General features: G+C 31.1%; 18 protein-coding genes and 4 tRNA genes. 19 read left to right on the top strand and 3 right to left on the bottom strand.

Annotated features, from left to right (window positions below):
• The first annotated feature begins 86 nt into the window (after window positions 1-86).
• Both BUA48_RS06590 and BUA48_RS06585 read left to right on the top strand, forming a co-directional pair.
• A complete protein-coding gene (locus tag BUA48_RS06590; RefSeq protein WP_072831268.1) occupies window positions 87-1253 on the top strand; it encodes a MalY/PatB family protein in 1167 nt (388 codons plus the stop codon).
• 35 nt (window positions 1254-1288) lie between these two features.
• Window positions 1289-2023 carry an amino acid ABC transporter ATP-binding protein gene (locus tag BUA48_RS06585; RefSeq protein ID WP_072831267.1) on the top strand — a complete coding sequence of 245 codons (735 nt, stop codon included), beginning with the start codon at window positions 1289-1291 and terminating at the stop codon, window positions 2021-2023.
• A gap of 386 nt (window positions 2024-2409) precedes the next feature.
• On the opposite strand, the gene dapB is transcribed toward BUA48_RS06585, so the two are convergent.
• The 3 genes from dapB to BUA48_RS06570 form a co-directional block, all read right to left on the bottom strand.
• The gene (gene dapB, locus BUA48_RS06580) at window positions 2410-3168 is read right to left on the bottom strand and encodes a 4-hydroxy-tetrahydrodipicolinate reductase (RefSeq protein ID WP_072831266.1); all 759 of its coding nucleotides are present in this window, start codon (window positions 3166-3168) and stop codon (window positions 2410-2412) included.
• A 204-nt stretch (window positions 3169-3372) separates the two neighbouring features.
• Complete coding sequence (dapA, locus tag BUA48_RS06575; RefSeq protein WP_072831265.1) at window positions 3373-4251, bottom strand: 4-hydroxy-tetrahydrodipicolinate synthase; 879 nt, start codon at window positions 4249-4251, stop codon at window positions 3373-3375.
• A gap of 67 nt (window positions 4252-4318) precedes the next feature.
• Entirely contained in the window at window positions 4319-5320 is a 1002-nt protein-coding gene (locus BUA48_RS06570) for an aspartate-semialdehyde dehydrogenase (RefSeq protein ID WP_072831264.1), read from the bottom strand.
• 536 nt (window positions 5321-5856) lie between these two features.
• Here BUA48_RS06570 and BUA48_RS06565 point away from each other — a divergent pair.
• The 17 genes from BUA48_RS06565 to BUA48_RS06485 all read left to right on the top strand — a co-directional run bounded on the left by BUA48_RS06565 (window position 5857) and on the right by BUA48_RS06485 (window position 22047).
• Window positions 5857-7536 (top strand): peptide ABC transporter substrate-binding protein, encoded by a 1680-nt coding sequence (locus BUA48_RS06565; RefSeq protein ID WP_072831263.1) that lies wholly within the window; start codon window positions 5857-5859, stop codon window positions 7534-7536.
• A 100-nt stretch (window positions 7537-7636) separates the two neighbouring features.
• Complete coding sequence (locus tag BUA48_RS06560) at window positions 7637-8569, top strand: ABC transporter permease (protein ID WP_072831262.1); 933 nt, start codon at window positions 7637-7639, stop codon at window positions 8567-8569.
• 11 nt (window positions 8570-8580) lie between these two features.
• Window positions 8581-9522, top strand: a complete 942-nt coding sequence (locus tag BUA48_RS06555; RefSeq protein WP_072831261.1) for an ABC transporter permease — start codon at window positions 8581-8583, stop codon at window positions 9520-9522.
• A gap of 17 nt (window positions 9523-9539) precedes the next feature.
• The gene (locus BUA48_RS06550; protein ID WP_072831260.1) at window positions 9540-10559 is read left to right on the top strand and encodes an ABC transporter ATP-binding protein; all 1020 of its coding nucleotides are present in this window, start codon (window positions 9540-9542) and stop codon (window positions 10557-10559) included.
• Between the two features lie 640 nt (window positions 10560-11199).
• Complete coding sequence (locus BUA48_RS06545) at window positions 11200-12132, top strand: ABC transporter permease (RefSeq protein ID WP_072831259.1); 933 nt, start codon at window positions 11200-11202, stop codon at window positions 12130-12132.
• A gap of 14 nt (window positions 12133-12146) precedes the next feature.
• A complete protein-coding gene (locus BUA48_RS06540) occupies window positions 12147-13082 on the top strand; it encodes an ABC transporter permease (protein WP_072831258.1) in 936 nt (311 codons plus the stop codon).
• Between the two features lie 23 nt (window positions 13083-13105).
• Complete coding sequence (locus BUA48_RS06535) at window positions 13106-14128, top strand: ABC transporter ATP-binding protein (RefSeq protein WP_072831257.1); 1023 nt, start codon at window positions 13106-13108, stop codon at window positions 14126-14128.
• Window positions 14129-14131: 3 nt separating this feature from the next.
• Window positions 14132-15097 carry an ABC transporter ATP-binding protein gene (locus BUA48_RS06530; RefSeq protein WP_072831256.1) on the top strand — a complete coding sequence of 322 codons (966 nt, stop codon included), beginning with the start codon at window positions 14132-14134 and terminating at the stop codon, window positions 15095-15097.
• A 158-nt stretch (window positions 15098-15255) separates the two neighbouring features.
• Window positions 15256-16992: a peptide ABC transporter substrate-binding protein gene (locus BUA48_RS06525; protein ID WP_072831255.1), complete on the top strand. Its 1737-nt coding sequence runs from the start codon at window positions 15256-15258 to the stop codon at window positions 16990-16992.
• Window positions 16993-17455: 463 nt separating this feature from the next.
• Window positions 17456-19195, top strand: coding sequence for a peptide ABC transporter substrate-binding protein (locus BUA48_RS06520; RefSeq protein WP_072831254.1), 1740 nt, complete (start codon window positions 17456-17458; stop codon window positions 19193-19195).
• A 195-nt stretch (window positions 19196-19390) separates the two neighbouring features.
• Window positions 19391-19633, top strand: a complete 243-nt coding sequence (locus BUA48_RS06515; RefSeq protein ID WP_072831253.1) for an alpha/beta-type small acid-soluble spore protein — start codon at window positions 19391-19393, stop codon at window positions 19631-19633.
• Between the two features lie 94 nt (window positions 19634-19727).
• Window positions 19728-20468, top strand: coding sequence for a class I SAM-dependent DNA methyltransferase (locus BUA48_RS06510; RefSeq protein ID WP_072831252.1), 741 nt, complete (start codon window positions 19728-19730; stop codon window positions 20466-20468).
• Between the two features lie 30 nt (window positions 20469-20498).
• On the top strand, window positions 20499-21377 hold the full coding sequence (hslO, locus tag BUA48_RS06505) for an Hsp33 family molecular chaperone HslO (protein ID WP_072831251.1): 879 nt from the start codon (window positions 20499-20501) through the stop codon (window positions 21375-21377).
• Window positions 21378-21728: 351 nt separating this feature from the next.
• A tRNA-Val gene (locus tag BUA48_RS06500) sits at window positions 21729-21804 on the top strand.
• 7 nt (window positions 21805-21811) lie between these two features.
• A tRNA-Phe gene (locus BUA48_RS06495) sits at window positions 21812-21887 on the top strand.
• 6 nt (window positions 21888-21893) lie between these two features.
• Window positions 21894-21969 (top strand) — tRNA-Gly (locus BUA48_RS06490).
• Window positions 21970-21972: 3 nt separating this feature from the next.
• Window positions 21973-22047: transfer RNA gene (locus BUA48_RS06485), tRNA-Cys, on the top strand.
• Window positions 22048-22204 lie beyond the last annotated feature (157 nt).

The following is a 22204-nucleotide window of genomic DNA, read 5'->3' as shown; positions in this document are numbered from 1 at the left end:
GTATAAACAATATGTATTAGACAACAAAAGTCTTATAATGTAACATGACTATTGGGATAAAGTATTTTATGGGAGGGAATAAATTTATGTTTAATTTTGATAAGCAAGTTTGTAGAAAAAATTCTAATTGTGCTAAGTGGGATATACTTAAAGTATTAGGCAATGAAAATGCTATACCTCTTTGGGTTGCAGATATGGATTTTGAAGTAGATCCATCAATAAAAGCAAATATAGAAAAAAGATTACAACATGAGGTTTTTGGATATACATTTTTAGGTGAATCATATTACAATGCAGTAATATCATGGATGAAAAGAAGACATGATTGGGATGTAAAAAAAGAGTGGATTAAATTTACTCCAGGGGTTGTACCAGGAATAAATTACATAATAGGTGCTTTTACTAATCCGGGAGATGAAGTTATAATTCAGACTCCAGTGTATCATCAATTCTTTAAAGTGATTGAAAATAATGATTGTAAAGTTGTTGAGAATCCATTAATAAATGAAAATGGGGTCTACTCAATAGATTTCGAGGATTTTGAAAATAAAATAACTGAAAAAACAAAGATATTCTTATTATGCAGTCCTCACAACCCAATAGGTAAGGTTTGGAAAGAGGAGGAGCTTAGAAGATTAGGTGAAATATGCTTAAAGCATAACATACTAATTATTTCAGATGAAATCCACTCAGATCTAATATTTGGTGAGAATAAACACACTGTATTTTCAACTCTTTCAAAGGCAATAGAAGATATAACAATAGTATGTACAGCACCAAATAAAACATTTAATATAGCAGGACTTCACACAGCTAATATAATAGTTCCTAATGAGAAATTAAGAAATAAATTTGCTAAGCATTTAGAAAAACTATGTATAAGTGGACCTACAATATTTGGAGCTATTGCACAAGAAGCAGCTTACTCTAATGGAGAAGAATGGTATCAAGGATTAATGGAATACTTAAGAGGTAATATAGATTTTGCTGTTGAGTTTATTGAAACAAGAATTCCTAAATTAAAGGTTCAATATCCAGAGGGTACTTATTTATTATGGGTAGATTTTTCAGCACTTGGAATTGAAGGGGAAGAATTATATCAAAGATTAATAAAAGAAGCTGGAGTTATATTAAACAAGGGATCTATATTTGGTAAAGGTTCAGATTTATATCAAAGAATTAACTTAGGTACAAGTAGAGCAGTAATAAAAGAAGCTTTAGAAAGAATAGAAAAGTTTGTTAATGAACTATAAAATATATGATTTAAGGGATTTTATGGAGGAGTGTCATGATTAAGATAACTAACTTGCATAAGAAATTTGGAGAGTTAGAAGTATTAAAAGGTGTTAATTTAAATGTAAATAAGGGGGAGGTTATAGCTATAATTGGTCCTTCAGGTACAGGTAAATCTACTCTTTTAAGATGTATAAATTATTTAGAAGAACCAACTGAAGGAATCATAGAAATAGATGATATTAAGGTGGATGCTAAAAAACACTCTAAGGAAGATGTTAGAAAGCTAAGAATGAATACATCTATGGTTTTTCAAAGTTATAACTTATTTAAAAATAAAACAGCTTTAGAAAATATTATGGAGCCATTAGTTACAGTTCAGAGAATGAAAAAAGTTGAAGCACAAAAAATAGCTAAGGATTTATTAAATCAAGTTGGACTAAGTGATAAAAAGGACTATTATCCATCTAAATTATCAGGAGGTCAACAGCAAAGAGTTGGTATAGCAAGAGCTATGGCTGTTAATCCAAAGCTTATGTTATTTGATGAACCTACATCAGCTTTAGACCCTGAACTTGTAGGAGAGGTTTTAGGAGTTATAAAATCTTTAGCAGAGAAACATAGAACTATGCTTATAGTTACCCATGAAATGAAATTTGCTAGAGAAGCGGCAGATAGAATTATATTTATGGATGGTGGAAACATAATTGAAGAGGGAACACCAGAAGAAATATTTGATAACCCTAAAAATCCACGTACTCAAAAGTTCTTAAATTTAATAGAGAAATAATTTATTGTAAATAATAAATTAGAATTAATCATGATAATGTCTATTTTACAATATTAAAAGTATATATTAATATTCTACATTTCTAATAGTGGTTTCATTTATTTTACAATGTATGTTACCTGTAAATACAATGAAGGTTGTTTATTAAAATATAGATATAAATAAAATTAAAGATAGTATTTTTAATTTTATTTATTGAAGATTAATTAATTAAATATGTAGAAGCTTAATTATAACTTAATAAGCTATATAATTAAAGGGATATGAATTTTCATATCCCTTAATAAGTTTCTAATATGCTATATATAATGTCTTAGAATTAAGAGTTGTTAAGTTTTCCTAAGCACCCTTAATAATTAACTTTAAATTATTCTTTTTAGTGTTTATTATAAAGCTTCGTTTACTACATTATCCATATCATACATTCCAGCAGACTTTCCTTTAACGAAAGCACAAGATCTTAATGCTCCAACTGCAAAAACCTCTCTAGAAATAGCAGTATGTTTTATTTCAATACATTCTCCTTGACCAGCAAAGATAACTTCATGATCTCCTATGATATTTCCACCACGTACTGCATGTATACCTATTTCCTTGTGTTCTCTTTTTTTATGTCCTTCTCTTCCATAAATAAATTCAGTATCTTCTTCTATGGAATTTTTAATTGTATTAGCTAAAAGTAAAGCTGTTCCACTAGGAGAGTCAACTTTTTGATTATGGTGCTTTTCTATAATTTCTATATCAAAATCTTCATATAATAAAGAAGAAATTTTTCTAAGAACACTATTAACTACATTTATGCCTATGGACATATTAGCAGAGTGGAATATTGCTATTTTCTCACTTAAGGATTTGATGTATGCTTTTTCTTCTTCAGAGTATCCAGTAGTACATAGAACTAAAGGAAGATTTTTAGAAACAGCAAATTCTCCAAGACTCTTTAAAGAAGAAGGTCTAGAAAAGTCTAGTATTACATCTCCTTCAATATTACAATCTAATATATTTTTAAAAGTAGGATAACTAAGAGTAGTATCTTCTTTAAAATCTACTCCTGCAACTATTGAAAGATTAGCAAAGTTTTTAGCGCATTCAGTTACCATCTTCCCCATTTTCCCACAACAACCTGATAAAATTACTCTTGTCATATTCAGCCTCCTAAAACTTATTATTTAATATAAGCTTATTTTAAATGGTACAATATATATTGTACCATTTAAAAGTACACTATTTAATTTTTCTAAAACATATAAAGATAAGTGTATTATTCCTTAATATGATAAAAAGAAAGTGAATTGTAATGAAGTAGCTTTTATAATATGGAATTATAAAAGCTACTTTTTAAAATATGATTAAATTAAATTACAGTTTTTTAATTCTTTTTCAAGTAAATCCTTATTAGAATCACACATATCACAAAGAGGTAAACGTAAAGGTCCTACTTCTTTAGACATAAGATTTAAAGCGGTTTTTACAGGAATAGGATTATTTTCTATAAATAAAGCATCACAAAGAGCTAAATATTCAATTTGAAGGTCTAAAGCTTCTTGTGTTTTACCCTCAAGATAATTCATAACCATATCATGAGTTTCTTTAGGAACAACGTTAGCAAGTACAGATATTACTCCAATTCCTCCTAGAGAAAGGATTGGAATTATTTGATCATCATTTCCAGAGTAGATATCTATTTTATCACCACATAAAGCTTTTATTTTAGCAACTTGACTTATATTTCCGCTAGCTTCTTTTATAGCAATTATATTTTCTAAGTCACAAAGTTTTACTAAAGTAGAAGGATCAATATTCATTCCAGTTCTACCAGGAACATTGTAAAGTATTATTGGAGTTTTAACACTGTCATTAATAGCTTTAAAATGTTCAATTAATCCCTTTTGAGTTGTTCTATTGTAGTAAGGAGTGATAACAAGTAGTCCATCTACTCCTATTTCCTCAGCCCATTTGCTCATAGCAATTGAAGCAGCTGTATTATTTGATCCTGTACCAGCTATAACTGGGATTCTTTTGTTTACAACATCAACAACAAATTTTATAGTTTCTTTTCTTTCAGTTTCACTCATTGTAGAAGCTTCACCAGTAGTACCACATACGACTATAGCATCTGTTTTATTTTCAATGTGCCATTCAATTAATTCTTTAAGCTTATCAAAATCAACACCTTTTTCATTAAACGGAGTAACAATTGCTACTGCCGACCCTTTAAATAATGCCATATTAATCTCTCCTTTAATTAATAAAATTAATTATTATAGTTAGTTTATTCTAGGCTAATCACTAATATTAGTGGTTAAATAATTTTTCTACTAAAACTTCTGCAATCTGTACAGCGTTTAATGCAGCACCTTTTCTAATATTGTCAGCTACAACCCAAATATTAAGACCATTATCAATACTAAAGTCACGTCTTATTCTTCCAACAAAAACTTCATCTTTTCCAGCACAATATAATGGCATTGGATAAACATAATTATCAATATCGTCTTGAAGTATTATACCAGGACTGTTTTTAAATAAGTGGAAAACATCCTTCAAGTCAAATTCATTTTTAAGTTCTATATTTATACTTTCACTATGGCCATAGAAAACAGGAATTCTAACTGTAGTAGCAGTTATTTTTAAAGAATCATCATGAAGAATTTTCCTAGTTTCTTCAATCATTTTTATTTCCTCTTTAGTGTAACCAGTCTCATTAAATACATCTATATGAGGAATTACATTTCCTGCTATATGATAAGGGAACTTTTTAGGATCTTCTCCTTTATAGCCATTTTCAAGGTCAGAATAACCGCCAACACCAGCACCGGAAACAGCTTGGTAAGTTGAGTATATTACTCTTTTTATTCCATATTTATCTTGTAGAGGTTTTAAAGCAACCATTGCTTGTATAGTTGAGCAGTTTGGATTAGCTATAATTCCTTTATGCTTGAATATATCTTCAGGGTTTACTTCAGGAACTACAAGGGGAACCTCAGGATTCATTCTCCAAGCACTACTATTATCTATTACAACAGCATTGTATTTAGCAAAGATTGGTGCAAACTCTAAGCTTGTACTTCCTCCAGCTGAAAATAAGGCTATATCAATAGATTTATTCTTTATATTTTCTTCACATAATTCTTCTACAACAATTTCTTTTCCTTCAAAGTTAAGTTTAGTGCCAGCAGACTTTTTAGATGAATATAAATACAAATTATTTATAGGAAATTTCCTTTCAGCTAATATACTTAAAAATTGTCTACCAACCATTCCAGTTGCACCTACAACTGCCACATTAGGTCTCATAATAATGTACCTCCTTAAATTTTATACTATCATTATATAACTAAAAAAATCTTTTTTATATAGGTAAAAAATATATCCTACAAAAGAATAAGGTTATTGTGATTTAAATTCAAATTATTTTGTAAAATAATTCTTACTATATATAATATATAAAAATGCTATAAAAGCAATACATAAATGCAAGAAATAAATAAACAAATATTCATTTTTTTACATTCGTGCTATATAAATATATTCATTTAAATAAGTAAAGGTGATAAGAGAGGGAGAGAAAGTAAACTCTTTCATATATAGTTTTTTATTTTGAATATAAAATTTGTGTTAATAGAAAATTCAAATGAACATAAGCTTAGCTAGACTATAAATAGATAGTTTGTAAAAAACACATAAATATAAATAAGAAAGCATAAATATAAATAAGTGCTCATATAATAGAGCAAATATTAAATAATTATTATTTAATATAATGCAATACAATTATCAGTTTAAGCTTTTACACGTTTTCATTAGACTGAAGTAGAAAAGGGGGAATTTAAGTGAAAAAGAAAAAGCTTCTAGCAGCATTATTATCTGTAACTTTAATTGCTACAATGGGTTTGACTGGATGCGGAAAAGATAAAGAACCAGGTGAAACAGGTAATCAAACTGAAAAAATGGACAAGGATCAACATCTAAATATAACTTTAGTTGCAGAGCCTAAGAGTTTAGACGCTTCAACAGCAACAGATTTATATGCATCTCAGGTTTTATCACAAATCATGGAAGGCTTAACTAGAGTTGTAGTTAAGGATGGTAAGGACGTTATTGAGCCTGCTGGGGCTGAAAAATGGGAAGCTAGCGATGATGGTTTAGTGTGGACCTTTAAATTAAGAGAGTATAACTGGCAAGATGGAAAGAAGGTTACAGCTGAGGAGTTTGTTTATGGAATGATGAGAACTCTAGATCCAAAAACAGGCGCAACTTATGCAAGTTTATTATATCCTATAAAAAATGCTAGAGAATATAATGCGGGAAAAGCAAAAGCTGAAGAAGTTGGAATTAAAGCTTTAGATGAAAAAACATTACAATTTACTTTAGCTAATCCATGTGCATATTTCCTGGATTTAACTTATTTCAAAGTAATGCAGCCTCAAAGAAAGGATTTAATTGATCAACACGGTGAATTATATGGAACAGAAAAAGAAACTTTAATAGCTAATGGACCATTTGTTATTAAAGAATGGGTACATCAAAGCAAAGTTGAATTAGTAAAAAATGATAAGTATTGGGATAAGGACAATGTTAAGTTAGAAAAAGTAACAATGAAAATCATAACTCAAGAAGACTCTAGAATGGGAGAGTTATCTAATGGATCTTTAGACGCAGCGGCTGTTACTATGCCTGAATGGGTTAAGAAGTTTAACGATACAGGAGACTTCGAAGTTCTAAAATCAGCAGATCCATCTATAGCATATACATTTTTTAATCAACAAAATAAATATTTCAAAAATGAAAAAATTAGAAAAGCATTTATATTAGCAGAAGATAGAGCTGGAAGAATACAGACTTTATTTAGAAATGTAGGGCAAGAGGCTTATGGATGGTGTCCACCTCAAGTATTAATGGGGGATAAAGAATATAGAGATATAGTAAATTATAATCCATTAGAGACTTTAAAAAAGGAAAGTGGAGATCCTAAAGCATTATTAATAGAAGGACTAAAGGAAATAGGTGAAGATCCAGATCCATCTAAAATGAAGTTAACTTGGTTAGAGTCAGGAACAGCAGCTAGAAATAAAGAGTTTGCAGAATTTGCTCAAGAAAATTACAAAAAAGTTTTAGGTATAGATATGAAAATAGACTATGTAGAATGGCCACAATTTATGGCTAGAACTGATAAGTTGGATTATGAAATAGCTTCAATGGGTTGGACAGGAGATTATAATGATCCTTCTACATTCTTTGATATGTGGGCATCAGATGCAGGTATTGTTCCAGTAGCTTGGAAAAATGATAGATATGATGAAATCATAAGAGAAGTTGCAGCTACTAGCAATCAAGAAGAAAGAGCTAAGTTATTTAAGGAAGCAGAAGAAATTCTTATAATTAAGGATGCTGTTGTATCACCACAAGTATTTAGATCAAGACAAACTTATGTAAGAAAATATGTTAAAGATTTAATGTATCCTCTATTTGGAACAGTAGAATGTAAGTATGCTTATACTTCAGGAAGATAAAAGATAAGTTAAATATAGCTTAGGCTGTTGCACTGAATGATTACATCTTCTAGTGTGACAGCTTCTTAAATAAAATCCAAATAAAAGGGAGGGAGCATAAGTGTTAAGGTTTATAGTTAAAAGAATAGGTTATATGATACTTACATTATTTATTGTAATAACAATGACATTCTTTTTAATACACTCTATTCCTGGTGATCCTTTAGCTCATTTAGCTAAAAAGTTACCTGAACAAGTGAAGTTAAATTATTATGCAAAGTATGGATTAGATAGGCCTGTTATAGAACAATATGGTATGTTCATGAAAAATTTAGTACAGGGAGATTTAGGGACATCCTTGGTTTATCCAGGAAGATCCGTTACTAAAATAATAAAAGAATATGCACCGGTTTCAGGGCGTATTGGAATTCAGTCTATAGTAATAGGGTTTTCCTTAGGAATAGTTCTGGGTATTGTGGCAGCTTTAAAAAGAAATAAATGGCCAGATTATGTTGTAATGTTTTTAGCTATTATAGGAATATCAGTACCGAGCTTTGTACTTGCTAATTTACTTCAATATATATTTACGGTTAAGTTTACTATTCTCCCTACAACGGGTTGGGGATCCTTTGAATATACAATTTTACCTACCATAGCTATGAGCTTCACATCTCTTGCTACATATGCAAGATATATGAGGGCTAATTGCTTAGACGTAATAGGACAAGATTATATATTAACTGCACAATCAAAGGGTGTAAGTAAAATTAACTTAGTCACTAAACATGTTATTAGAAATGCAATACTTCCAGTAATAACTTTATTAGGACCACAGATTGCAATGATATTTGTAGGATCCTTTGTAATAGAAAGTATTTTTTCAATTCCAGGTTTGGGAAGGTATTTTGTTTCCTCTGTACAAGATAGAGATTTTTCAATGGTATTAGGTCAGACTGTTTTTATGGCTAGTTTATATATTGTAGCTTTAGTTGCAGTGGATATAATTTATAGTCTTGTAGATCCTAGAATAAGAATAAATGGAGGAAAAAGATAGGAGGAAGCAGAATGAGGGATGAATCAGTTAATAAAAATATTGAACTTACACCTGAAAAATTTATTATTATTGGAGAGAAAGATACAGATAGTGAAAAGATATTAAGACCAAGTATGACTTATTGGCAAGATGCGTGGAGAAGACTTAAACAAAATAAAATAGCCATAGGTGCATTAATAATCTTAGTAATAATATCTATAATGGCTGTTATAGGACCTTTGATTTCAGGAAAGGTTTACTCAGAAATACACAAAGACATGATTAATTTATGGCCATCTACATCTAATTGGTTTGGTACAGATAATTTAGGGCGTGATGTATTTTCAAGGGTATGGCAAGGAGCAAGGGTATCAATAGCCATTGGAATTGTTGGAGCTTTAGTAGATGCAATTATTGGAGCTGCTTATGGTGGAATATCTGGATATTTTGGCGGTATAGTTGATGATATTATGATGAGAATTATTGAAATATTAGTAAGTATACCACATTTAATAGTAGTTATTTTAATAATGATAATTTTTGGACAAGGCATACCTCAATTAATTATAGCCATGACTGTAACTGGATGGTGTTATATGGCTAGATTAGTTAGAGGTCAGGTAATGCAAATTAAGGAGCAGGAATATATTCTTGCGGCATCAGCATTAGGAGCTAGTTCAGCTAGAATAATAAGAAGACACTTACTACCAAACGTATTAGGGGTTATGATAGTAGCTATAACCTTTGATGTTCCAGGTTTTATATTTGGAGAAGCTTTTTTAAGTTTTATAGGCTTGGGAGTACCATCGCCTGATACGAGTTTAGGTGCGTTGGCAGCAGCAGCACAACCTCAAATGCTATTTTATGGATATCAACTTTTCTTCCCAGCTTTAGTAATTAGTTTGATAATGCTTTCATTCCAATTATTTGGTGATGGATTAAGAGATGCTTTAGATCCGAGATTACGTCAATAGTTAGGGGGAGATGGAAAATGAATAAGGTTTTAGAGGTAGAAAATTTAAGGGTTTCTTTTCATACCTATGCAGGAGAGGTGCAGTCCGTAAGGGGTGTAAGTTTCGTTTTAAACAAAGGAGAAACCCTAGCAGTTGTAGGTGAATCGGGATGTGGTAAAACAGTTACAGCAAAAGCTATAATGAGACTTATAACTACGCCACCAGGAGAAATAAAGAGTGGATCTAAAATAATATGTGAGGATAAAGATGTACTTTCTATGAATGAGAAGGAACTGAGGTGTTTTAGAGGAGCAGAGGTGTCTATGATATTTCAAGATCCTATGACTTCTTTAAATCCAACTATGATTGTTGGAAAGCAAATAGCTGAAAGTATAGTGATTCATAGAGAATTAAATAAGAAAGAAGCATTTAATGCAGCAGTAAAGATGTTACAGGTTGTTGGTATACCAAATGCTGATAAAAGAGCTAGGCAATACCCACATGAGTTTTCAGGAGGGATGAGACAAAGAGCTATGATAGCTATAGCCTTAGCTTGCAATCCTAAGATATTGATAGCAGATGAACCTACAACTGCATTAGATGTAACAATTCAGGCTCAGATAATGGAATTAATATCAGATTTACAGCAAAAATTAGGAACAGCAGTTATTCTTGTAACTCATGATTTAGGAGTAGTAGCTGATGTTGCAGATAGGATACAAGTAATGTATGCAGGTGAAATTATAGAAAGAGGTACAACAAATGAAATTTTCTATAATCCACAACATCCATATACATGGGCACTTCTTCAATCAGTACCTAATTTAAGTACTGACAATAAGTCTAACTTATATTCATTAGGAGGCACACCACCAGATTTAATTAAACCGCCTATAGGATGTCCTTTTGCAGAAAGATGTGAATATTGTATGCCAATATGCAAAGAGGCTGAACCAGCGGTTACAAAAATTTCTGAAACTCAAGAAGTTAGTTGTTGGTTGAAACATGCCATGGCACCTAAGGTGGAAAAACCTAAAATATTAAATAAGAATATTTAGAGATGCTTTTGAATAAAGTTTAATATAGATAGCTTAATGTAAAGGGGTATATATCTGCTATCTATATTAAACTAAATAAAGAGAAGGTATAAAAAACTACAAAAAGTAAGAAAAAAGGCACCGTATTTTTAAAAATGTATGATGTGGCTTAAGGTAAGAATGAAAAAAGTTTAATAGTTTAAATCAAATATTTGAAAAATAAAAAAAAAACTAATATTTAATAAAAAACTATTTATAAATTTCATTTTATATAGTATAATAAAAAAAAGTTACTAAAAAGTTAAATGTAAAATATTTTATTGAAACTTTTTAAAGACACAACACACATATTATATAACCAAGTTATATGGGTAACTCCATATTAAGAGATTAGTCTACACGAATTAATGCTAAGAAAAATTACTAGTTTTTAAAATAGTAATAAATGCATTAGAAAAGGGGGTTATACTAATAAGGTATAAGATAAGTTGATTTAAGTTAAAATTCAATTTTCAGAAAATATTTTATATTCAATTAGTAATTTGCTACATAATATCTTTTAAAAGTACATGATGTAAGATTAAAATTTCTTATAAGAAAAATTTAAGAAATTTAATATAGCTATGCTAAAAGTACTAAAAGTTTTAGGGGGGTTTTTAAAATGGGAAAGTATATTCTTAAAAGAATAGGCTTTGGTATTCTAACAGTATTTATTATCATCACAGCAACATTCTTCCTTGTACGTGCGGTTCCAGGAGATCCGATGGCAGCTGGTGCAAAAAACTTATCGGAAGAAGCAAAAGCAGCATTTAAACACAAGTATGGTTTGGACAAACCGGTAATGGAACAATATGGAATTTATATGAAAAACTTAATTACTAAGGGTGACCTTGGAGATTCAATGGTATACAAAGAAAGAAGCGTAAATAAAATGATAAAAGATTACGCACCAACATCAGGTAAAATTGGTGGAATAGCAGTATCTATCCAAGTTGTAGTTGGGGTTTTACTAGGTATACTTGCAGCATTCAATAGAGGGAAAATTATTGATAAGTGTATTTCTGTATTGGTTGTATTATTAGTATGTATTCCGGGATTTGTTTTCGGTGCATTGCTACAGTATATTTTTGCAGTTAAGTTACAGATGGTTCCTGTTATGGGATGGGGAAAACCTATTCACTATTTCTTACCAGTATTAGCTATGGCTATTGGAGGAATTGCGTCTTACTCTAAGTTTACTAGAAATAGTACGTTAGGAGTAATTGGACAAGACTACATTGTTACAGCAAAAGCTAAAGGTGTAAGTAAATCAGCTTTAATAATTAAACACGTATTAAGAAACTCTATGATTCCTATCGTTACAATGTTAGGACCAAGTATTTTAGGTATCTTTGGTGGTTCATTCGTTATTGAAAGAATGTTCGCTATTCCAGGATTAGGTTCTTACTATGTAACAGCAGTTAACTCAAATGACTACTCAATGATTGTTGGTTTAACTATATTCATATCAAGCTTATATGTATTATCACTAATACTTGTTGATATAAGTTATGGATTAATAGATCCAAGAATAAGAGTATCAGGTAGTAAATAAAGGAGGAATCATAAATGGAGAATAATGCTTCAAAAATTGAAATAACTAAGGATCTCTTTGAAGTAATTGGAGTAGATTCAAGTGACGCAGAAAAAATATCTAGACCGAGTATGACTTATTTACAAGATGCTTGGAGAAGATTTAAACAAAATAAATTAGCTTTATTTTCAGCAGCTTTATTAATTGTTATAATTTTAATGACTTTAATAGGGCCAAGTTTATCACCACATGATTTTGATTATATTAATGGTGATATAAAAAATAGTGTACCAAGTGCAGAATTTTGGTTCGGTACTGACGACCTAGGAAGAGACATATTCTCAAGAGTATGGATGGGTGGTAGAGTATCTATAGCTATAGGATTATGTTGTACAGCGATTATGGCTATAGTTGGATCAATATACGGTGGTATAGCTGGTTACTTTGGTGGATTAATAGACAATATTATGATGAGATTAGTTGAAATTATTTCATCTATGCCTTATCTAGTATTAGTTATACTTATTTCATTAATATTTGGTAAAGAAATAAAATGGTTGATTTTAGCCATGTCATTAACTTCTTGGTGTGGTACATCAAGATTAGTAAGAGGACAACTTCTTCAAGTTAGAGAGCAGGAATTCGTACTTGCATCTCAAAGTTTAGGAGCAAGTCCAACTAGAGTTATAGCAAAACACTTATTACCAAACGCTTTAGGAGTATTGCTTGTTGATATTACATTATCAGTTCCAGGATTTATATTCAGTGAAGCATTCTTAAGTTATATAGGCTTAGGAGTTCAATCACCTAATACAAGCTGGGGTGCTATGGCATCACAAGCACAAGGGCAAATAATGTTCTATCCTCATGAGTTATTCTTCCCATGTTTATTGATAAGTTTAGTAATGTTCTGTTTCCAAATGTTAGGAGATGGATTAAACGATGCATTAGACCCACGTCTACGTCAATAATTAATTAGAGGGAGGAAAAAATCATGGAAAAAATATTAGAAGTTAAAAACCTTAACGTTTCCTTTCATACTTATGCGGGAGAGGTTAAAGCAGTTAGAAATGTTAGTTTTCATTTAAATAAAGGAGAAACTCTTGCAATAGTTGGTGAATCTGGATGTGGTAAATCAGTTACATCTAAGGCTATAATGAGACTTTTATCAACTCCACCAGCTGAAATAAAAGAGACTTCATCAGTATTATTTGAAGGTAAAGAGTTATTAACTCTTTCTGAAAAGGAAATGAGACCATATAGAGGATCTGAGATATCAATGATATTCCAAGATCCAATGACATCTTTAAACCCAACAATGCAAGTTGGAAAACAAATTGCTGAAAGCTTAATAATTCACAGAGGAATGAAGAAGAAAGAAGCAATGGATGAAGCAATAAAAATGCTTAAATTAGTTAATGTACCTAATGCTGAAAAAAGAGTTAAACAATATCCACATGAATTCTCAGGTGGTATGAGACAAAGAGCTATGATAGCTATAGCACTAGCTTGTTCTCCAAAGGTTCTTATAGCAGACGAACCAACAACTGCATTGGACGTTACAATTCAAGCTCAAATAATGGATTTAATCGGTGACTTACAGAAAAAATTAGGTACAGCAGTTATACTTGTAACTCATGACCTTGGTGTTGTTGCTGATGTAGCTGATAGAATTCAAGTAATGTATGCTGGAGAAGTTATAGAAAGAGGAACAATTAATGAAATTTTCTATAATCCTCAACACCCATATACAGTAGCATTACTTCAATCAGTTCCAAGATTAGATACTGAGCATAAAGGAAGCCTTTACGCTTTAGGGGGAACTCCTCCAGATCTAATTGCACCTCCAAAGGGATGTGGTTTTGCAGCAAGATGTAAACACTGTATGAAGATTTGTAGGGAATTACCACCTACTGCTGAGTCATTAACTGATACACATGAAGTGGCTTGTTGGTTAAGACACCCATATGCACCTAAGGTGGATGTTGCTGAAGCTTTAAAAAAGGTAGGTGTTTAGATTATGTCAACAAAAAATCATGAAGTATTAATAGAAGTAAAAAATCTAAAAAAACACTTTAAAGTTGGTCCAAAAGCAATTTTAAAGGCTGTTGATGGTGTAAGTTTTGATATCCATAAAGGAGAAACATTAGGACTTGTTGGAGAGTCTGGATGTGGTAAAACAACTTGTGGTAGAACAATAATGGGTATGTATGGTGCAACAGAAGGAGAAGTAATCTTTGATGGACATGATGTTCACAAATTAAACAAAAAAGATAAAAAAGAATTCTCAAAAAGAGCACAAGTAATATTCCAAGATCCTTATGCATCATTAAATCCAAGAATGACAGTTGGGGATATTATAGCAGAGGGAATAGATGTTCATAAATTATATACAGGTGAAGATAGAACAAAGAAAATCTATGAGTTACTTAGTTTAGTAGGGTTAAATAAGGAGCATGCTTCTAGATTCCCTCACGAGTTCTCTGGTGGACAAAGACAAAGAATAGGTATTGCTAGAGCTTTAGCTATAGAACCAGATTTCATAGTGTGTGATGAACCTATATCAGCACTTGACGTTTCTATTCAAGCTCAAGTAGTTAACCTTCTTATAAAATTACAAAATGAATTAGGCTTAACTTACTTATTTATAGCGCATGACCTTTCAATGGTTAAGCATATTTCAGATAGAGTTGGGGTTATGTATTTAGGAAATATGGTTGAACTTGCTCCAAGTGCAGACTTGTACGCAGAGCCATTACATCCATATACTCAAGCACTATTATCTGCTATTCCTATTCCAGACCCAGAGGTTGAGAAGAGCAAGGAAAGAATTCACTTAGAGGGTGAAGTTCCAAGTCCAATTAATCCTAAACCAGGATGTAAGTTTGCAGGTAGATGTAGATATGCTAAGGATGTTTGTAAACAAACAACACCTGAATTAAAGGAAGTAAAACCTGGACACTTTGCAGCTTGTCATATACTATAGTTGGAAGTATATGAGAAATAAGTAGTTCATACTGTTGAAAATTCTATTGAATTGATGTAGTATAAAAAAGTAAAATATTTCATCTGGAGTTCTTCTCCAGATGAAATATACATATATATCATATATATTATAGTTGAATTTATTAGGGGGAGTTATTGATGAAAAGCAAAAAGATTTTAGCTACAATATTAGCACTATCAGTACTTTCAACATCAGCATTAGTTGGTTGTGGTGATAAAAAAGAAGCTTCAGGTAAAGATAATCAAGGGAGTACAAACTCAGGAGATAAGGATAAGGATCAATATTTAAACATATTTGGGGGAGAGCCTCAATTACTTGATCCAACAATTGCATCTATTACAACTACTTGGGAAGCATTAGGACCAATGCATGAGGGTTTAACAAGAGTTGTTGGTTCACAAAATGGTGGAGCAGATAAAATAGAACCTGGTGTTGCTGAGAGTTGGGAAGGAAATGATGATTCAACAGAGTTTACTTTCAAGTTAAGAAAAGACGCTAAGTGGCAAGATGGAACACCTGTAACAGCACAGGATTTCGTTTACTCATTAAAAAGAGTAGTTGACCCAAGAGTAGCTTCAGACTATGCAACATTCTTAGATCCATTTTTAAAAGGTGCTAAAGAATGTACTAGTTTAACCGGTAAAGATGATGCTACAATTGATGCAGCTTTAGAGAAATTAGGTGTTACTGCTGTTGATGATTATACATTAAAATTTGAATTAACAAAACCTACACCATATTTCTTACAATTATCATATTTCCCAACTTTAAAACCAGTTCAAAAGAAAGCTATCGAAGAATATGGTTCTAAATATGGTACAGAAGCAGAAAAAACTATGGCTAATGGACCTTACATCTTAACAGACTGGAAACATAATGGAAGTATGACATATGAGAAAAACCCTAACTACTGGGATAAAGATAATGTATTTATAGAAAAAATACACAAAATCAACGTACAAGATACTAACTCTGCAATGCAAGCTATATACAATGGAGAAGTTGATAGAGGTGGTGTAAACGACCCACAATGGATTCAAAAATTTGATCAATCTGGAGATTTTGATGTTATTTCTAGACCAGACTATGGTGTTGAATCATTAATATTTAATCCTAAAGAAGGTCCTACATCCAATATTAAAATCAGAAAAGCATTAGCTGCTGGATTCGATAGAGATCAATATAGTAAAGATATGGCTCAGGGATTAAATATTCCAGCATATGAGTTTGTACCAGATACAGTTTCTTTAGATGGAAAGAGCTTCCAAGAAAGAGCTGGTGCTCCTAAATATACTAAAAAATTAATTGAAGAAGTTAAAGATCCTAAGGCTTTATTAATTGAAGGTATGAAGGAAGCTGGTTTAGGTGATGATCCATCTAAATTAGATATCTCTATCACTATGAGAGGTGATAATGAGTTCTGTAAGAAACAAGGTGAATGGTTCCAAAATAAATGGAAAGAGTCTTTAGGAATAAATGTGAAGGTTGTAACACTTCAATATCAAATTATGTTTGAAAATATGAAGAATGGTGATTACAATATAGCAGTAGGTGGTTGGTCAGCAGACTTTGATGATCCATCAAACTTCTTAGATCTTTATGTTTCAGAGGGTGGTTACTACTCATATTTAGGATGGAAAAATGAAGAGTATAATAAGCTGATAAAAGATGGGGAAATGGAAACAGATCCTCAAAAGAGAGCGGAAATATATACAAAGGCTGAAAAAATCCTTACTTATGATGATGTGTTAATAACTCCATTTGAGCACGGAAAATATAACACTTATCAAAGAAAATATATTAAAAACTATAACCTACCAGGTCTTGCAAGTTACTGTATGGACTACAAAGGTGTTTACACTCAAGGTAGATAATAAAGTTAAAGTAAAAAAGAGGTCACAATTGTGGTCTCTTTTATTTTTAAAAAATAAAGTGTAATATTTTACAACCTATGTAAATAAACTTAAAATATAAAAATATTTTTATGATTTAATTTAAAATATTTTATTGCAATATTTATTCAAGTAATATAGAATAGTCTCAATAAACAAAAATAGAAATAAAAACCAACAAATAGAGAAATGGCTGCAACAACAATTATGAATGTTGCAAATAAATGAATTTATATATCTAATATACTAAAAATTCAGAAAATTATTTATATTTTGCAAAAAAAGCTTGCAAAAGATTATTCCATGATATATTATATATATAAAATAAAACAAATAAAAATAGAAGAAAATAGATAGAAAATAAATACTTTCTATTTTTACTATAAATTAAATTTAGTTAATGTACTATACATTATTTAGTTAACTTATTAGGGGGGAATTATTAATGAAAAGCAAAAAAATTCTTGCTACACTTTTAGCTTTATCAGTACTTTCAACATCAGCATTAGTTGGTTGTGGTGATAAAAAAGAAGATCCAAAGGGGAATGAATCAGGAAAAGATAATAGTGGAAAACCAGAAATGGACAAGGAACAAGTTTTAAATGTGTTTGGGGGAGAGCCTCAATTACTTGATCCAACAATAGCATCTATCACAACTACATGGGAAGGATTAGCTCCAATACATGAAGGACTAACAAGAGTAGTTGGTACAGAAAGTGGAGTAGATAAAATAGAAGCAGGTGTTGCTGAAAAGTGGGAAGGAAATGCTGATTCAACAGAATTTACTTTCAAGTTAAGAAAAGATGCTAAATGGCAAGATGGAACTCCGGTAACAGCAAAAGATTTTGAATATTCATTAAAAAGAGTTTGTGATCCAAGAGTAGCTGCAGAGTATTCATCTTTCGTAGCTCCTATTATAAAGGGTGCTGCTGATGCAATAAAATTAACAGGAAAAGATGATGCGACTATAGATGCAGCTTTAGAAAAAGTTGGAGTAAAAGCAGTTGATGATTATACATTAAAGTTTGAGTTAGTTCAATCAACTCCATACTTCTTACAGCTTTCTTACTTCCCAACATTTAAGCCAGTTCAAAAGAAAGCAATAGAAGAATTTGGAGCTAAATATGGTACAGAAGCTGATATGACAATGTCAAATGGACCATATATTTTAAAAGAGTGGAAGCATAATGGTAACTTAACATACGAGAAAAATCCAAATTACTGGGATAAGGATCATGTATACTTAGAGAAAATTACTAAGCATATAATTCAAGATTCTAACTCAGGAATGCAAGCTTTATTTAATGGAGAAGTTGATAGAGGTGGTGTAAGTAAGCCAGAGTGGGTTGAAAAGTTCGATGCTTCAGGAAACTTTGATATTAAAAAGACTCCAGGATATAATGTTGAAACTTTAATATTTAATCCAAAGACTGGTCCAGCAAGTAATTTAAAAATAAGAAAAGCTTTTGCAACATCTTTTGATAGAGATCAATATGGCAAGGACATGGCTAATGGAAACAATATACCAGGATATCAATTTATACCTGATAATGTAACTATCGAAGGAAAGAGTTTCCAAGAAGAAGCTGGTAAACCTCAATATACTAAGAAATTAGTTGAAGAAGTGAAAGATCCTAAGGCTTTATTAATAGAAGGTATGAAGGAAGCAGGATTAGGTGATGATCCATCTAAATTAGAGATATCTATTCATATGAGAGGAGATAATGAGTTCTGTAAAAAGCAAGGTGAATGGTTCCAAAACAAATGGAAGGAAAAACTTGGAGTAAATGTAAACGTTGTAACTTCTCAATATCAAATAATGTATGAAAAAATGAAAAATGGTGAATTCGATATAGCAGTAGGTGGTTGGTCAGCAGACTTTGATGATCCATCAAACTTTATAGATATATATAACTCTGATGGAGGATATTACTCATATTTAGGATGGAAAAATGCAGACTTTGATAAAGCTATAACAGATGCTGCTAATGAAAAGGATCCTAAGAAGAGAGTTGAGCTATACAGTAAAGCTGAAAAAATCTTAACTTATGATGATGTTTTAGTAACTCCATTTGAACATGGCTTAACTAAATTCTATACTAGAAAGTATGTTAAGGATTTCAAGGCACCAGGATTGGCTGATTACTGTATGGACTACAAAGGAGTCTATATTAAAGGTAGATAATAGGTAGCAAAGTTTTAAGAATATAAAACCTAATAAAATTCAACTAATAAAGAGGAAGTCTAAATTTAGGCTTCCTTTTTTATGCCTTAAAATTTAGAGTTTTTATCCCTATCTCAAATAAAGATATAATATAGAATAAAAATTCTTCATTTGGGAAATAATCTTAATAGAAATTATTATAGGGAGGTATACTTTATGGGAAAAACACCTTTAAAGAAAGTTATAAAAGCTAAAATAAAAGCTAATAAAAGTCTCAGTGAAATGGAGTTAATGAGAGAAAAAATTAAATACGAAATAGCAACTGAGTTAGGTCTTGACCATAAGGTTGACCAATATGGATGGGGTGCTTTAACAGCTGAGGAGACAGGTAGAATAGGTGGTATCATGACAAAGAAAAAGAAAGCCATGAATCTACCTAAGAATAAGGATATTCAGTAATAATTTTAAGTGTTAAGATTAATTAGATGGTTGGACAAAGTTCACATTTTCTTATAAAATATATTTATATTAAGAAGAGAGGATGAGATTTATAGTGGAATGTTATAGAGATTTAGCAGACATTTATGATAATCTAATTAATAGTGATATAGATTATAAGTTATGGGCATCTGTAATTAAAGACAAATGTGATAAATATGGTGTGGACTTTGAAAACTATCTAGATGTAGCTTGTGGTACTGGTAACTTTACTCAACATTTATGTAAGAAATTTAAAAATACTTGGGCAGTAGATTTATCGCAAGAGATGCTAACAGTGGCAGAAGAAAAATTTAGAAAAGAAGGATTAAAAGCTAGATTTATATGTCAAGATATGAGGGAGTTGTGTCTCAATAGAAAATTTGATTTAATAACATGTTGTCTTGATTCTACTAATTATTTATTAGAAGATGAGGATGTTTTAGAATTTTTTAAATCAGTGAAGTCTTTACTGAAAGATGATGGAATGTTTTTATTTGATATAAATTCTTACTATAAACTTATACATATATTAGGAAATCAAGTTTACAATTACGATGAAGGAGATATCTTTTATCTATGGCAAAATTTTTTAGAGAATGACATAATTGACATGGAGTTAACATTCTTCATAAAAAATGGACAAGAGTATAGTAGATTTGATGAGGTACATACAGAAAGAGCTTATAAAGAGGAAGAAATAGAAGTTCTTTTAGAGTCAGCAGGACTTAGGGTACTTGAAAAATTAGATAATTATTGTGAAAAAGAAATTCATGAAAAGTGTGAAAGAATTACATATGTAGTGAAGAAAAAATAAATAGATATTTCTAATGTTGGAGGGATTTTAATGAGTGATAAATTAATAAGAGCTACGGCTCATAGTGGGGATGTCAGAATAACAGTTGCTATTACTACTGAAATGGTAAATGAAGCTACTAAAATTCATGGATGTACACCAACTGCAGCTGCAGCTTTAGGAAGAATGTTAACAGCTGGTAGCATTATGGGATCTATGATGAAATCAGAAAAGGATAAGTTAACATTGAAAATCGATGGTGGCGGAGAAGCAAAGGGGGTAGTTGTAACTGCTAGCTCTGATGCTTCAGTAAAAGGTTTTATAGGTAACCCTAGAGTTGAGTTACCTACTAATGAAAAAGGTAAGTTAGATGTTGGTGGAGCTATTGGAAAAGATGGTTCACTAATTGTAATTAGAGATATGGGATTAAAAGAGCCATATGTTGGTCACTCACCAATATACACAGGAGAGATTGGTGATGATTTAGCATACTATTATACTGTATCAGAACAAATTCCTACTGCGGTTGGAGTAGGAGTTTTAGTTGATGTGGATCACAGTATAAAAGCTTCAGGTGGTCTTATTATTCAAATGATGCCAGGTGCGCCAGAGGGCTTAGCTGATATTATTACTTTTAGATTAGAAGAAAATCCACCTATAACTAAACTTATCAGTGAAGGAAAGACTGTAGAGGATATTTTAAATTTATACTTTGATGATATGGATTTAAAATTATACGATACTGTAGTTCCTCAGTATCTTTGTGATTGTAAAAGAGAAAAAGTTGAGAAGGCTTTAATAAGCTTAGGAAAACAGGAACTTGAATCAATACATAAAGATGGCAAAACTGAAAGTATACAATGTCAATTCTGCGGAAGAAAATATGATTTTACTCCAGAAGATTTACTAGAGATAATTAACAATCTGTAGATTTTATGAATAAGTAACTTTTAAAATTGTAAATAATCAAGTAAAGTATAAGGGCTGTTGCACTAATAACTTTATATATGGCATATTGTACTTATAAGTTAGCTGTAAGTAATGATATGCTATAGTATTTAGTGTTAGTGCAACATTTTCTATAGAATATGAAGAGTAATATTTATGGAGTGTTAGAAATTGTGTTTTATTTAATATATAATTTCTAATATAAAATAAAGTATAGAAAATTAAAGCAATATAAAGAAAAATAAAAATAATTTAATAATATAATCTTAAGTCAAGTTGAATATAAGTTGAATTTATAGTATTATATAAAAAGAAGTTAGATATAAACTTTATGGAAGCATAGCTCAGCTGGGAGAGCATCTGCCTTACAAGCAGAGGGTCACAGGTTCGATCCCTGTTGTTTCCACCAATAAGTTGGCTGGATAGCTCAGTCGGTAGAGCAGAGGACTGAAAATCCTCGTGTCCCTGGTTCGATTCCTGGTCTAGCCACCAATATATGCGGGAATAGCTCAGTTGATAGAGCGCCACCTTGCCAAGGTGGAGGTCGCGGGTTTGAGCCCCGTTTCCCGCTCCATATGGCGCCATAGCCAAGTGGTAAGGCAGAAGTCTGCAAAACTTTTATGCCCCAGTTCAAATCTGGGTGGCGCCTCCATAAAAAACCTCGTATTAATATACGAGGTTTTTTTATTTTATACATACTCTGCAATATTAAATCTATATCATCGTAATTTATTGCATATTAAATTTTTTTATCCTAGGAAAATATGAATGAAGTTTATTTAAGACAAGATATACAGTGTTATATTTAC

The organism is Clostridium collagenovorans DSM 3089 (genome assembly GCF_900130005.1).
Classification (GTDB): Bacteria; Bacillota; Clostridia; order Clostridiales; family Clostridiaceae; genus Clostridium_D; species Clostridium_D collagenovorans.
The sequence above is the reverse complement of the archived record's forward strand: the minus strand, read 5'-3'. Positions and strand labels throughout refer to the sequence as shown.

Bases quoted from the DNA above. Each gene is read 5' to 3' on its own strand.
- BUA48_RS06590 (WP_072831268.1), top strand. From the start codon at position 87: ATGTTTAATTTTGATAAGCAAGTTTGTAGAAAAAATTCTAATTGTGCT.
- BUA48_RS06585 (WP_072831267.1), top strand. From the start codon at position 1,289: ATGATTAAGATAACTAACTTGCATAAGAAATTTGGAGAGTTAGAAGTA.
- dapB (WP_072831266.1), bottom strand. From the start codon at position 3,168: ATGACAAGAGTAATTTTATCAGGTTGTTGTGGGAAAATGGGGAAGATG.
- dapA (WP_072831265.1), bottom strand. From the start codon at position 4,251: ATGGCATTATTTAAAGGGTCGGCAGTAGCAATTGTTACTCCGTTTAAT.
- BUA48_RS06570 (WP_072831264.1), bottom strand. From the start codon at position 5,320: ATGAGACCTAATGTGGCAGTTGTAGGTGCAACTGGAATGGTTGGTAGA.
- BUA48_RS06555 (WP_072831261.1), top strand. From the start codon at position 8,581: ATGAGGGATGAATCAGTTAATAAAAATATTGAACTTACACCTGAAAAA.
- BUA48_RS06550 (WP_072831260.1), top strand. From the start codon at position 9,540: ATGAATAAGGTTTTAGAGGTAGAAAATTTAAGGGTTTCTTTTCATACC.
- BUA48_RS06545 (WP_072831259.1), top strand. From the start codon at position 11,200: ATGGGAAAGTATATTCTTAAAAGAATAGGCTTTGGTATTCTAACAGTA.
- BUA48_RS06540 (WP_072831258.1), top strand. From the start codon at position 12,147: ATGGAGAATAATGCTTCAAAAATTGAAATAACTAAGGATCTCTTTGAA.
- BUA48_RS06535 (WP_072831257.1), top strand. From the start codon at position 13,106: ATGGAAAAAATATTAGAAGTTAAAAACCTTAACGTTTCCTTTCATACT.
- BUA48_RS06530 (WP_072831256.1), top strand. From the start codon at position 14,132: ATGTCAACAAAAAATCATGAAGTATTAATAGAAGTAAAAAATCTAAAA.
- BUA48_RS06525 (WP_072831255.1), top strand. From the start codon at position 15,256: ATGAAAAGCAAAAAGATTTTAGCTACAATATTAGCACTATCAGTACTT.
- BUA48_RS06520 (WP_072831254.1), top strand. From the start codon at position 17,456: ATGAAAAGCAAAAAAATTCTTGCTACACTTTTAGCTTTATCAGTACTT.
- BUA48_RS06515 (WP_072831253.1), top strand. From the start codon at position 19,391: ATGGGAAAAACACCTTTAAAGAAAGTTATAAAAGCTAAAATAAAAGCT.
- hslO (WP_072831251.1), top strand. From the start codon at position 20,499: ATGAGTGATAAATTAATAAGAGCTACGGCTCATAGTGGGGATGTCAGA.